Consider the following 14,504-nt stretch of genomic DNA (forward strand, 5'->3'; position numbering starts at 1 on the left):
ATGAAAAAGATAATAAATGTTTTAGGTATATCCGCTGCTATGTTATTGGCCTTTACTTCTTGTGAAGACTGGCTGGATATGCCTTCCGAATCAAAAGCGGATAGTTCCACTGTTTTCGAAACAGTAGGAAGAGCAGAGATGGCTGTGATGGGTGGTTATTCATGGTTGCATACTCAAGAATTGGGATATCAATTATTGATGGGTACGGATGAGGCGGCTTCAACAGAGTCCAATTCCAAGTACAATGTGGCCAACTATGACTATACCAACACTTCCAGTATGTTGAGTTCTACTTATACTAATATGTATAAGGCTATTGAATATGCCAATGTGTGCGTCAAGAATCTTCCGGAAATGAGTGTCAGTGACAGTGAGAAGAAAAAAGTAGATGCACTGTTGGGTGAAGCTTTGGCAATAAGGGCTTATGCTTATTGGAATATTGTCCGTTATTATGGCGATGTACCTTACACGAATGTGCCGACAGCCGATTTGACTACATTTTCTTCTTCGCGCGTCAGTCGTGATATAATTTATGATAATTGTATTGACGATTTGCAGCGTGCCATAGAGTTGTTGCCTTGGAAAAGTGAAGGCATGGTTGCTACTCCCGAACGTTTTACTAAGAATTCGGCATATGGTATATTGGCTCGTGTTGCTCTTTATGCTGCCGGCTATTCCTTGCGTTGGGATTTGAATACAGTACCGTATACTCAGAGTTCTCTAAAGATTGCGCAACGTAGTGATGCTGCTCGCGTAAAGGAACTTTATCAGATAGCAGCGGATGCTTGTGAAGCGGTCATCACTAAGGGAGAGAATAAATTGCTGGAAGACTATGACCAGGTTTTCAGGGATTTGGGAAATCAGCAATATAATGCTGAGACCATGCTTGAGTATGGTTGGTACAGTACTAATGGACCGGATGTCCGCACCGGTTATACGAACGGTATACCCACGAGCGGTACGGATAATGAAGGTTTAGGTAAGGGGGGGAGCCAAATGATAGCTATGCCGACATTCTATTTTGAGTTTGAAGAAGACGACCAACGGCGTGATGTTTCGGTATGTAATTATGGACTTAGATTATCTACCGGTAACAACGCTTACCAGATGAATACTTTTGCCGGTATGGGTGTAGGTAAGTATCGCATTAACTGGAAAAAGGTCAGAGGCTCTTCTGACAGTAAACGAGATTTCAATTGGCCTATATTGCGTTACTCTGACATCTTGCTGATGTATGCCGAGGCTTTGAATGAACTGAATAATGGTGCCACTTCCGAAGCCAAGAAGGCTGTAGAAGATGTACGCTTGCGCGCGTTCAGGAATGATGCTGCCAAAGTGGGGACGATTCCTTCTGATTATGCCGAATTCAGGGATTATATTATACAGGAACGCAAACTGGAGTTATCCAATGAAGGGCTTCGCAAGAGTGACTTGGCCCGTTGGGGGATATTGGTCGATTATCTGACCACTGAAAAGGAAAAGCTGGTCCAACTGGCCAAGCGTGAAGGCAGATATGCTGATGTAGATGTATATCGTGCTTATAAGCTGGCTTCAACACCGTCTTTTGAAGATCCGACGATAGCGTTGCCTTACATTTCGATGACTGAACAGGACTTGGTGGATATGGGGCTTTCCGAAAATGAATTGACCACTATGCATATATTAAACTCAGGCTCTAAAGGCGCCTTGAAGGTCAACTTCTTTGAAGCGGATGGAAAGGTTTATTTTAAGAAAGAAGATGTGCCGGCTGATGCAAAGAAGGTGGAAGAAGTGGAGTATACGATTCTGAACATGTTCAGTATCAATTCGATTAAGCAGAAGGGAAATCTCTGTGTGGAAGAAGTTGAGGGGATTTCTGCTAATAATGCATGGATTACGGGGAAGACTGGTGTCTTTTATGGTATGAAAAAGAATATGGTGGAAATACTGCCTTTCAATACAACGAGTATCATTGACGTGAACCCGGGGCTTGCCGGACAGCAACATCCGTGTTATTAATCTAATGATTTTAAAGTAGGAAAAGGCGGGACTTCTGAAAGAAAATTCCGTCTTTTTCTTCAATAGCACGCACATCTTTGTTTAATGACAATCTACGTTTCAGAATACAAAATCAAAACAGTAAAATAGTGTAATCATGAAGAATACTTTTCTTATCACTTGCCTGCTTTTTGCAGTTACCTGTATGCAAGCGCAACAAATAGCTTTTCCCGGAGCTGAGGGATATGGCAAATGGACTGTTGGCGGACGTGGCGGCCGTGTACTTACCGTGACTAATCTGAATGACAGTGGTGAAGGCAGTTTCCGCGATGCGGTGGAGCAAACCGGTGCCCGCATAGTGGTCTTTGCCGTGGATGGAACCATTGAGTTAAAGTCTCCGCTTCGTATAAATAATGATAGTATTACCATCGCAGGACAATCTGCACCGGGTGACGGTATCTGTCTAAAGGATTATCCGTTAGTGGTGAATGCCAGCAATGTTATCATACGTTATATCCGTGTACGTGTGGGCGATCGATACCGTTTGGACAGTGACGGTGTGGGTGGTGGACGTTACGGACAGAAGAATGTGATCCTCGACCATCTCTCTGTTAGTTGGAGTATTGATGAGTGTCTTTCTATTTATAAAACCGAGAATCTCACCGTGCAATGGTGCTTGGTCGCCCATAGTCTGAACACTTCGGTTCATACCAAGGGGAGTCATGGCTTTGGAGGTATTTGGGGAGGATATAAGGCTACTTTCCATCACAATCTGCTGGCAAATCATGCAAGTCGCAATCCTCGTTTCTCCTCTGTTGATGGTACGAAATGGGTGGATTACCGTAATAATGTGGTGTATAACTGGGGATTCAAGACCGCTTATGGAGGTGGGCATCATGCTGAGATAAACATGGTGAATAACTATTATAAACCGGGACCGGCTTCACAACACCACCGTTTGCTTGATGTTGCAGAGGATGGGACAGGGCGTTATTATGTGGCAGGTAACGTGATGGCAGGTGATGATGCTGTGACACGTGATAACTATAGTGCCATAACAGATTGTGCCGGAAAATGTTATATCCCCGGCAGAAAGAGTGCCGGACCGGATTCCGGAATTTCTCCCGAAGCTATTCCGACTTCCGGTGAGGAATGTGCATCCTGTTTGGTCGGCTCTCCCTTTCCGAGTGAACCGATCCATGAAGATGCACCTGTTGTTGCTTATCAGCGGATTTTGGAATCCGTGGGATGTAGTTTCTCGCAGGATAGCTATGATCGTGAGGTCTTACGTCAAGTTAGAGAGGGAATTGGCACATTCGGTACAAACGGTATTATCAACTCACAGGAAGATGTAGGCGGTTGGCCTGTATTAAAAGCAGGGAAAGCTTTGAAAGACACTGATGGAGACGGCATGCCTGATGACTGGGAAAGTGAGCACGGCTTAAATCCGAAAAGTGCTTCGGATGCATCCGCTTATACATTGAATGAGGATTATACTAATATTGAAGTTTATCTGAATAGTTTGTGCCGGTAATATCTGTTTTTGTTTACTATAGAGTTTGCATTCAATAGCAAGCCTTTTAATGACTTATTGTTTAATTATTAATCAGAAAAATCACTATGAAGATTTACTTTATCCGGATTGTCCTGGTTCTGTTGATGACCTGTTTGAGTACAAATATTCAAAGTAAGGGAATACCGGATTTTTTTTGGATGAAACAGGTTGGTGCTGTATCTTATCCTGCACAACAAACTGTATATAATGTTACGGATTATGGTGCTAAAGGTGATGCTATATGTATGAATACCAGGGCTATTCAGAAAGCAATTGATGAAGCTGAACAAGCCGGAGGTGGAATGGTCGTATTTTCTCCTGGTATTTATCTTACTGGTTCCTTGTTTGTGGGCAATAATGTAAATCTTCATATTTCCAAGGGAGTCACTTTGGTGGCTTCTCAAGATATAGTTGATTATAAGAAGATTGATACCCGTATAGCAGGTATAGAGATGGAGTGGCCTTCTGCATTGATAAATATCATTGGTAAGAAAAATGCTGCTATTTCCGGTGATGGAGTAATCGATGGACGTGGTAAGATTTTCTGGGATAAATATTGGAATATGCGTAAAGATTACGAGATGAAAGGTCTGCGTTGGATTGTGGATTATGATTGCGAACGGCCTAGGGGAATTCTTATCGCCGAGAGTGAGAATGTGACAGTACGTGATATTGTGTTATATCAGCCTGGTTTTTGGAGCTTACATGTTTTGTATAGTAAACATATTACTATTGATGGCATTATAATCAGCAATAATATTGAGGGGCATGGGCCGAGTACGGATGGCATTGATATTGATTCGTCAGAATACGTTTTGGTCCAGAATTCTAATATAAATTGCAATGATGACAACTTTTGTCTGAAGGCCGGACGCGATAGTGACGGGCTTCGGGTGAATCGTCCTTGTCAATATGTGGTAATTCGTGATTGTATAGCGGGTTCGGGAGGAGGAATGTTTACTTGTGGTAGTGAGACTTCGGGAGGAATTCGCAATATTGTGGCATACAGGATGAAAGGTATAGGTACAAAATGTGGGTTGCGTTTTAAGAGTACTTGTCAACGTGGTGGAGTGATTGAAAATATTTATTTGTATGATATCGAAATGGTAGAGGTTGCACGACCAATTGTTGTAGATTTGAATTGGAATCCTGCATATAGCACATCTAAACTTCCGGAAGGATATGATATAAAGAAACTTCCAGCGCATTGGCTCAAAATGTTAGAACCTGTGAGCTTAGCACAAGGTACTCCTGTGTTTCGGAATATATCTCTTGATAAGGTAACTGCTTCTAATGCGCAATCTTGTATAAATGTAGTTGGGATTGCTGGTAGCAGAATTGAAAATTTCGTGTTTCACAGCGTCTGCCTTAAAGGTGACAAGGCTGGGAAAATAGTTTGGGCTAAGGACTGGCGTTTGAATGATGTTCGCATTGAAGCAAGTAATGATTTGATTTTGGAGTGCAATGAGAATGTGGTTATTCCATAATTGTATGTTGCTCATTGTGATTGTATGATAAATGGACTTTTAAATAATATTATAGTATGGTCAAGAAGAATTTTTTAGGAGGATTTTGTGCTGTAGGTATGTTAATACTTCCTCAAATAGTTGTAAGGGGGCAGCAGGTAACCTCGCCGAATACTGAAAAGACTAATATCATTTTTATACTAGCCGACGATATGGGGTATTGCGATTTGGCTTGTTATGGAAACAAGTATATTGAAACTCCTAATATAGATAAATTGGCGGCTACGGGTACCTCTTTTACTCAGTGTTATGCCGGTTCGGGAATAAGTTCTCCTTCCCGTTGTGCATTAATGACTGGAAGGAATACTGGAAATACCACTATTCGTGATAACTTTTGCACTGCGGGGGGAATTGAGGGATTGAAAGGTACGAAAACTATAAGGAGAATGCATTTGCTACCAAATGATACGACTATTGCTACTGTGTTGAGTAGTGCAGGTTATAGGACATGTTTGGTAAATAAATGGCATTTGGATGGTTTTAATTCTGAAGCAACTCCTTTAAATCGAGGATTTGATGAGTTTTATGGTTGGCTTATTAGTACTACATACTCCAACGATCCATATTATTACCCTTATTGGCGTTTTAATAATGAGAAATTGGAAAATGTGAAAGAGAATGAAGGAGATAAACATATCAAACATAATACAGATCTTTCAACGGAGGATGCAATTAAGTTTATAAATAGAAATAAGGAGAATCCCTTTTTCCTGTATTTGGCTTATGATGCGCCACATGAACCTTATATTATTGATGAAACAGTTTGGTATGAGGATGAGACGTGGGATATGAATACTAAACGATATGCTGCTCTTATCACACACATGGACCGGGCTATCGGGCGTTTGTTGGCGGAGCTTGACAGATTGGGACTGCGTGAGAATACAATGGTTATTTTTGCTTCGGATAATGGAGCTGCCAAACAGGCACCATTGGCAGAATTAGGATGTAAAGGTTCGCTTAGGGGGATGAAGGGACAGCTTTATGAGGGAGGAATTCGTGTACCTTTTATTGTTAATCAACCTGGTAAAGTTCCGGTTCAGACACTGAATAATATTATTTATTTTCCAGATGTAATGCCTACACTGGCAACGGTGGCTAATGCAACGGATAAGTTACCTCAAACATTAAATGGTATAAATATCTTGCCTTTGTTTTATGGTAAACAGATGAATACGGACAATCGTTTGCTATATTGGGAATTTCCCGGCAAGCAATGTGCAGCACGTAAGGGTGATTGGAAAGTGGTTACTATTAACAAAGATGCTCCTTTGGAATTGTATAATATAAAAGAGGATATGACTGAATCTGTGAATCTAGCTGATAAATATCCTGAAATGGTGGCTGCTTTTGAGAAAGAGATGAGAAGAATGCGTGTGCCTACTCCTAACTGGCCGTTGCCTGGTGAATTTTGATTATTCAGTGAATTTTGACTTTTCAAGAAAGGGTATGCTTCAGAATGTCATTTCTTGTGACATTTTCAGTCAGGCTATATGTATGAATCATTAAGAATGTCAGTACGAAATGTGTCTTTAATGATAAAAATAAGCCTTTTTATTAAGGACAGTCAAAAGCGAAAGCATTTCAGTCAAAATAGATATAATATGGATTAATCATATGCTCTATTTTTGTGATCAGAATCATGTGTTCGATAACAGTTGCGCATTCTGTTAAACTTAAATTTATTTATTAATCAATTATATTAATAATCTATGAGAATCATACACACAAAAATGTGCTTATTAATGCTTCTGTTAATAAGCTGTTCTTTAGGTATTTGGGCTCAAAACAAAACTGTTACAGGAGTAGTGGTTGATGTGCAGGGCGAATCAATTATTGGTGCTAACGTCCTTGTCAAAGGGACGGTAAATGGAGTAATTACCGATATCAATGGTAAATTCACACTAAATCAAGTAGCTGCTGATGCTACTCTTCAAATCAGTTTCATTGGATATAAAGAACAGACGATTGACTTGAAAGGCAAGTCGAACATTAGAGTTGTGATGCAGGAAGACACGGAAATGTTGGATGAAGTTGTAGTAGTCGGATATGGTGTTCAAAAGAAATCGGATGTTACGGGTGCCATGATTAGTGTTAGTTCAGAAGAACTAACTTCACGTCCTGTTTCAAATGCTTTTGAAGCTATGCAAGGAAAGGCGGCCGGAGTAGATATTACAAGTAATGAACGACCAGGTGAAATTGGTACTATTAATATACGAGGTGTACGTTCACTGAGTGCAAGTAATACTCCTTTGTATGTAGTAGATGGAATTCCTTTGATGTCTACAAGTGGTATTGAGACCTTGAATCCTAATGATATAGAATCTATTGATATATTGAAAGATGCATCTGCGACAGCTATTTATGGTTCACGTGGTGCCAATGGTGTAATTTTAGTAACAACCAAACAGGGTAAAGAAGGTAAGATGACACTCAATTATTCCGGTACGGTTACTGCAGAAACATTACAGGATCATTCGAAGATGATGAACTCTGCGGAGTATATCGAATGGCGTCGTTGGTCTTATTATTACTTGAACCCGTCTAAATATCCTAGAGCTGACCAGCCTACTAAGGAAAATGATTATGAGATATTTTTGGGAGCTACTGATCCGACTGCTTGGAAAAATATAGAAAAGGGCTGGGCCGGAGGAAGTTGGGACGGTTCCAAAGTTGCTACAACCGACTGGTGTGATATGGTATCCCAAACCGGTATAACGCATGAGCATACACTTAGTGCTAGCGGAGGTACTGATAAGATAAAAGGATATGCATCCATTGGTTATTTGGATAATGAAGGTACAGTAAAAGGGCAATCTTATACTCGCTATACAACTAAAATAAGTTTGGACTTGAAACCGACTGCCTGGTTTACTATGGGATTGAATGTTAACGGTACATTTAGTGAGCAGCAATACGGTTCGTCTGCTACTACAACAGGTTCCTTGTTGAAGAATCTTCCGGGAACATTGTATGCAGGTGCCACAAGTATGTTTCCTTATGCAGTTCCTTTTGATGAAGAAGGCAATCGTATTGAATATCCAGGTGGTGATGATAAGGTGAAGAATGTGGCGGATGAGTGGAACCACAGCCAAAATGAACGTCGTATGTTTCGTGTCATCGGTAGTTTGTTTGCACAGCTTGATTTAGGAGAAATCTATTCTCCATTCAAAGGGCTGAAATATCGCTTTAGTTTCGGACCTGATTTTCGACACTATAGAAATGGTACTTTCCGCGATGAAGAGTCTTTAAGCAGTGAAGGTAAGAACCGTGCTTCTTTAAGCAATCAGTCTGATTTCTCATGGACGCTGGACAACCTGCTATATTATGATAAAGAGATCGGCAAGCACTCTTTCGGGGTAACCTTGCTTCAAAGTGCTACCAAGTATCATTATGAATCATCATCTATGGCAGCGGAGGGTATCCCTTTGAATAGTGCCAAATGGAATGCGCTGTCAAAAGAAAACATATCTTTATTGGATGATTGGAATAGTTCGTTGACTGAAAAGCAGTTACTTTCTTATATGTTTCGTTTGAATTATGACTATCACAATCGATATTTATTGACCATTTCGGGGCGTTGGGACGGTGCGTCTCAGTTGGCTGATGGCAATAAGTGGGCATTTTTTCCCAGTGCAGCTTTAGGTTGGCGTATTGATCAGGAGGCATTTATGGAAAATATTAATTGGATTAATCAGTTGAAATTGCGCATAGGTTTCGGTACTACAGGTAATTCCGCTATCTCTCCTTATCAGACAAAAGGGGCAATTGTGCCTTTCTATTATCCATTTGGTAGCAGTCTTGTTCCGGGATTTGCTGCCTCCGAGCCGTTAACTGGGAAGACGGTGACCTTGGCCAATCAAGATTTGGGTTGGGAGAAGACCACTCAATATAATATAGGAATTGATTACTCTTTATTGAAGGGCAGAATTTCCGGAGTACTTGATTTTTATACTTCTCATACAACAGACTTGTTAATGAATATGAGTATTCCTTCATTGAATGGCTATACACAATCTTATGCTAATGTTGGTGAGACATCAAATGTCGGTGTTGATATTACACTGAACACGGTGAATATTAAGACTCGTGATTTTGAATGGAGGACCTCTCTTAATGCTGCCTGGCAGAAAGATAAAGTTGAAGAACTGGCAAACGGTAAAGAAGATGATATCGTAAATAATTGGTTCATTGGTCAAGCACTGGGAGTGATTTATGGATATGAGTCAGGCGGGCTGTGGAAAGAGGAAGATGTAGAATTGATGGAAGAATATAACAAGAAAGGTCATTCTTTCCAGGTTGGTATGGCTAGACCGGTCGATCAGAATGGGGATAAAAAGATAGATCCGAATGATGACCGTGTAGTTATCGGTCATACTCGTCCGCGGTGGACATTGGGTATGAACAATACATTTTATTACAAAAACTTTGAGCTTTCTGTTATGCTGTATGGGCGCTTCGATTATATGGTTGACACGGGCGGAGAATGGCAAGGAGGCCGTTATATGCAAAGGTCTATAAACTACTATAACGAAAATAATAAGAATGCCGATTATCAGAAACCCATCTACAATATTGGTGGTGGTGATCCCTACTATCGTATTCTGGGCTATAAAAAAGGATCATTTCTGAAAGTACGTAATATATCTTTGGGATATACATTCCCGCAATCTCTTATCAAGAAATGGAATCTCTCCAACTTAAAAGTCTTTGTGCAGGCCAAGAATCCTGGGCAAATATTCTCTACGATTGATTTTCTTGAGCTGGATGCTTCGCAGTCGTATACATCTACTTGGAATCGTGGTTTCACGGTGGGGCTGAATGTTGGATTTTAAATTACTAAGAAAGGAATATAATTATGAAATTAGATAGAAAAGTATTATTAGGATTAGCATTCTTAGCATTAGGAATGTCAGGTACTTCTTGTGCAGGTTTCTTGGATGAGAAACTTACCACACAGCAAAATACGGATTACTTTGATACTCCGGAAGGCATTGACAGGCTGGAAGTAAGTCTTTACTATAATTTGCGGTTTCATTTTGCTAAGGAGTATGCTTGTGCAACAACAAACTCCGGAACTGATGAATTTCGTGTAGGAGGTGATGGCTCTAATGCTTCTTGGAATAATTATGATGGAAATTTGCAGTCTCAAGTAGTCAGTAATTCCACCAAGATGGAGGAAGTTTGGGATGGGATGTACAATGGGATAAATAATGCAAATCTTCTACTCAGTAAAGTAACGCTGGATAGTTATAAAGGTAGCAATAAGAACCTTTACATCGGTGAAGCTCATTTCTTGCGTGGTTTAAATTATTTTAAGTTGGTTTCCCAATATGGTGGGGTACCGTTGAAGTTGACACCCAGCGTTTCTCCTGAACGTGAATTTACCCGTGCTACAGCCGAAGCTACTTATTTACAGGTTATTGATGACTTAAAAACGGCTTATGACTATCTGCCGTCCACTGCATCCGCTGTTGGAAAGATGACAAAAGATGCTGCTGCGCATTTTTTGGCTAAAGCTTATTTGTCTCGTGCTAGCGAAATCAATGATAGCTGGAATGGGGCGACGAAAACAGCTGATTTGGCTGAGGCTTTGAGGTTGGCGCAAGAAGTGATTGCTCATCGCCAGTTGGCTGCCAATTATGCTGATTTATGGAATTATACAGAACCCAACGGTGCAAATGAACAATTGGATGAGATATTGTTGGCAGCCCAGTTCTCTTCGGATAAATCTACAGAAGGGGCTAGCGGAAATCAGTGTCATCTCTATTATGTTTCAGTATATAAGGATTTACCCTATATGCAGCGTGATATAGCAGGGGAAAGAGAATATCAACGTTTAAGAACAACATATTATATGTATAATATTTATGATATGGTGAATGATTCTCGTTTTTGGAAGAGCTTTAAAACGAAGTACTCTGTCAACAATCCGGGGAAGGATGGCAAGTATGTACATGGAGATTTAGGTATCATGTATATCATCAATCGTCCGGGCGATACTCGTTTTGAAAATGTCCAGTTGAAGGAACAGGTTGTTTATGAAAAAACGGGGAAAACGGTTCCTACTGTGTTTGTTGCTTATCCGAAAAGTCAGAATGGTAAAGATGATGTGGCATTGTATGATTATACTACCCGTTATTGCACACTCAATAAATTCATTGACGGTTCAAGAGATGCTCGGGATAGTAGAGTAGGGTATCGGGATGGTATTCTTGCCCGATTGGGTGAAACTTACCTGATTGCGGCGGAAGTTTTGATACGTCAGGAAAAATATGGTGATGCTTTAACATACGTCAATAAACTTCGCCAGCGTGCAGCCTATAAGAGTGGGGAAGACCGTTCAGCTTATTGTGATGGCGGTGCGGCTTATAAAGAAGGTTCCCTAGGTTTTGTTGACAATGGCGTTAATTCATATTTTGCCGAAAACTCATATTATGAATCTAATAATATAGCTAAGACTACATCTGCTACAGTTCTTGATATTGAAGATATACGCAACTTGCCGGCTGAAGATGAGGCGGTTATTCAGAAGCTGGGATATTCTTCCGATTATGACCGTATGATGTGTCTTTTGTTGAATGAACGTTCACGCGAACTATGCGGGGAATTTTATCGTTGGGAAGATCTGTCGAGAACTAAAACGTTGCTTGCACGTGCTAGAGCATACAATCCGGATGCTGCCTCAAATATTAACGAACGACATTATTTGCGTCCGATCCCTCAAACTTATTTGGATGCAATTCAAAAGAATGGGCATTCATTGACCAATGAAGAGAAGAAAGCCCAGCAGAATCCTGGATATTGATAAATGAATATTTTTAAAACAAGAAAGGCGGATATTCTTTAGAATGTACGCCTTTCTTGTCATATTAATGGGAGACTGCCAATACAATATACCTATTAATAGCGATTGCAGCGTATACCCCTATCGAATACTCCGGCAAGATATTTACCTGCATATAGCGATTGTTTTGCTTTCAGTTTATAGAGACCTTTGCAGCGATTTATTAACTGCATAAAACTCTTTGTAAATTGAAAGCAAATATAGAAAAACTTACCTTACTTCTTGTCTTGTTATTTTCTTCATTATCAGTCTATTCACAAGGCAGGGCTATGATTTCCGGCAAGATACTCTCTACCGAGAAAGAAATCGTTGATTTTGCGACTGTCTACCTGAAAGGAACCAGCTACGGAGGTACTACCAACCAAGAAGGTATCTATCACATAAAAGCTCCCGCAGGCAATTATACATTGGTAGTGTCTGCCGTGGGGTATAAGACGGTAGAGAAGCAAGTGAAACTGGTGGCAGGGGAGAGAGTGAAGCAGAATCTCACGATCACTCCGGAAACACAACAACTGGATGAAGTAACGATTGTCTCTACGGGCGTGACCCGCCTGAAACGTTCCGCCTTCAATGCAGTGGCGGTAGATACGAAAGAACTGCAGAACACTACGAAGAACCTGAGCGATGCCTTGACCAAGGCGCCGGGTATGAAACTTCGTGAGTCGGGCGGAGTGGGTTCGGACATGCAACTTATGTTGGACGGATTCAGCGGAAAACACGTGAAGGTGTTCATCGACGGTGTTCCGCAGGAAGGTGTGGGAAGCTCGTTCGGGCTGAACAACATACCGGTGAACTTTGCCGACCGGATTGAAATCTATAAAGGCGTAGTACCTGTAGGCTTTGGTACGGATGCCATTGGCGGCGTCATCAATATTGTTACCAACAAGAAACGTCGCCGCTGGTTCCTGGACGCATCCTATTCTTATGGTTCGTTCAACACTCATAAGTCTTACGTCAACTTCGGGCAGACTTTCAAGAACGGCTTCACGTATGAAATCAACGCTTTCCAGAACTATTCGGACAATGATTACCATGTATATGCTCCGGTGGAAGATTTCGAGACGGGAAGGATAGACCGGGACAAGAAAGTGCGTGTGAAGCACTTTAATGATACATACCACAACGAAGCTGTCATCGGTAAGTTGGGGATTGTAGACAAGTCGTGGACGGACCGCCTGATGTTCGGCTTCACCTATTCCAATATGTATAAGGACATACAGACGGGCGTGCGGCAGGAAATCGTGTACGGACAGAAACATCGCAAAGGCCATTCACTGATGCCTTCGATGGAATACTATAAGCGCGACTTGTTCACCAAAGGCCTGGATGTGGCGTTGACTGCCAACTATAATAAGAATGAGACTACCAATGTGGACACCGCCTCCTATAAATACAATTGGTATGGAGACAAAGCCCGCCTGAACTCACCCGGCGAACAGTCCTACCAGCATTCACGAGCGGATAATGATAACTGGAACGGTACGCTGACCGTGAACTACCGCATTGATAAGGCACAAATGCTGACTTTCAACCATGTACTGAATGCTTTCACGCGTTCCAACACTTCGCTGCTTGCCAAAGAGGCACAGTCGGATGCCATTGATAAAGAAACCCGCAAGAATATCTCCGGCTTGTCCTATCGCCTGATGCCGTCCGAAGACTGGAACTTCTCCGTGTTCGGAAAATACTATCACCAGTTTGTGGCGGGACCGATTGCCACAAACAGCAATCAGAGTGACTATGTGCGTACCACCCGTGACGTAAGTTCTTTGGGTTACGGTGTGGCCGGTACCTATTTTATATTGCCCGGCCTGCAGGTGAAACTCTCTTATGAGAAAGCCTATCGTCTGCCCACTATCGAGGAAATGTTTGGTGACGAAGACTTGGAAATGGGCGACATCGGCATCGAACCCGAAAGTAGTGATAACATAAATCTGAACCTCAGCTACAACAAGACTTTCGGCCGGCATTCCGTATACGTGGAAGGCAGTCTGATATACCGCAATACGAAAGATTATATCCAGCGTAACATTACAGACCTGAGCGGAGGCAAATCTGCCGCCACTTACATCAACTATGGCAAGGTACTGACCAAAGGCTATAACATCTCTGTCCGCTATGGCTTCGGAAGATGGCTGAGCATCGGTGGAAACTTTACGCAGATGAATGTACGTGATAATATGAAGACTTCCATCTCCAGCAGTGCGGCGAACCTCGCTTATAAGGAACGTATGCCGAACCTGCCCTATATGTTTGCCGACTCGGATGTGACGTTCTACTGGCGCAACCTTTGGAAGAAAGGCAACACGCTGACCGTATCTTACGACAACCAGTACTTGCATAGCTTTACTTACTATTCGTCCAATATCGGGTCGAATAAGGGTGATTACGTAGTCCCCAGCCAGTTCTCACACAATCTGGCTCTTTCTTACAGCCTCCGCGGCGGCCGCTACAACCTGTCGTTTGAGTGCCGCAACTTCACGGACGAGAAGCTGTATGACAACTTCAGCCTTCAGCGGACCGGGCGGGCGTTCTATGGCAAGGTGCGTGTGTACTTCGGGAATTGAGTATCTACTTAATATAATTCAGTTTAATATGA

7 protein-coding genes are annotated in these 14,504 nt (G+C 41.8%); all 7 read left to right on the top strand.

Features of this window, described 5'->3' with window-relative positions:
- The gene (locus BUC01_RS19045; RefSeq protein WP_073314542.1) at window positions 1-1,998 is read left to right on the top strand and encodes a RagB/SusD family nutrient uptake outer membrane protein; all 1,998 of its coding nucleotides are present in this window, start codon (window positions 1-3) and stop codon (window positions 1,996-1,998) included.
- A gap of 136 nt (window positions 1,999-2,134) precedes the next feature.
- Window positions 2,135-3,511 carry a hypothetical protein gene (locus BUC01_RS19050; RefSeq protein ID WP_025832165.1) on the top strand — a complete coding sequence of 459 codons (1,377 nt, stop codon included), beginning with the start codon at window positions 2,135-2,137 and terminating at the stop codon, window positions 3,509-3,511.
- Between the two features lie 86 nt (window positions 3,512-3,597).
- Window positions 3,598-5,019 carry a glycoside hydrolase family 28 protein gene (locus BUC01_RS19055; protein ID WP_083595475.1) on the top strand — a complete coding sequence of 474 codons (1,422 nt, stop codon included), beginning with the start codon at window positions 3,598-3,600 and terminating at the stop codon, window positions 5,017-5,019.
- Window positions 5,020-5,075: 56 nt separating this feature from the next.
- A complete protein-coding gene (locus BUC01_RS19060; RefSeq protein WP_025832164.1) occupies window positions 5,076-6,473 on the top strand; it encodes a sulfatase-like hydrolase/transferase in 1,398 nt (465 codons plus the stop codon).
- 330 nt (window positions 6,474-6,803) lie between these two features.
- Window positions 6,804-9,893 (top strand): SusC/RagA family TonB-linked outer membrane protein, encoded by a 3,090-nt coding sequence (locus BUC01_RS19065; RefSeq protein WP_244895770.1) that lies wholly within the window; start codon window positions 6,804-6,806, stop codon window positions 9,891-9,893.
- A 23-nt stretch (window positions 9,894-9,916) separates the two neighbouring features.
- Window positions 9,917-11,866, top strand: a complete 1,950-nt coding sequence (locus BUC01_RS19070) for a RagB/SusD family nutrient uptake outer membrane protein (protein ID WP_083595476.1) — start codon at window positions 9,917-9,919, stop codon at window positions 11,864-11,866.
- A 308-nt stretch (window positions 11,867-12,174) separates the two neighbouring features.
- Window positions 12,175-14,472 carry a TonB-dependent receptor gene (locus BUC01_RS19075; RefSeq protein ID WP_051568785.1) on the top strand — a complete coding sequence of 766 codons (2,298 nt, stop codon included), beginning with the start codon at window positions 12,175-12,177 and terminating at the stop codon, window positions 14,470-14,472.
- Window positions 14,473-14,504 lie beyond the last annotated feature (32 nt).

Source organism: Bacteroides stercorirosoris, from assembly GCF_900142015.1.
Taxonomy (GTDB): Bacteria; Bacteroidota; Bacteroidia; order Bacteroidales; family Bacteroidaceae; genus Bacteroides; species Bacteroides stercorirosoris.

Bases quoted from the DNA above. Each gene is read 5' to 3' on its own strand.
- BUC01_RS19045 (WP_073314542.1), top strand. From the start codon at position 1: ATGAAAAAGATAATAAATGTTTTAGGTATATCCGCTGCTATGTTATTG.
- BUC01_RS19050 (WP_025832165.1), top strand. From the start codon at position 2,135: ATGAAGAATACTTTTCTTATCACTTGCCTGCTTTTTGCAGTTACCTGT.
- BUC01_RS19055 (WP_083595475.1), top strand. From the start codon at position 3,598: ATGAAGATTTACTTTATCCGGATTGTCCTGGTTCTGTTGATGACCTGT.
- BUC01_RS19060 (WP_025832164.1), top strand. From the start codon at position 5,076: ATGGTCAAGAAGAATTTTTTAGGAGGATTTTGTGCTGTAGGTATGTTA.
- BUC01_RS19065 (WP_244895770.1), top strand. From the start codon at position 6,804: ATGCTTCTGTTAATAAGCTGTTCTTTAGGTATTTGGGCTCAAAACAAA.
- BUC01_RS19070 (WP_083595476.1), top strand. From the start codon at position 9,917: ATGAAATTAGATAGAAAAGTATTATTAGGATTAGCATTCTTAGCATTA.
- BUC01_RS19075 (WP_051568785.1), top strand. From the start codon at position 12,175: ATGATTTCCGGCAAGATACTCTCTACCGAGAAAGAAATCGTTGATTTT.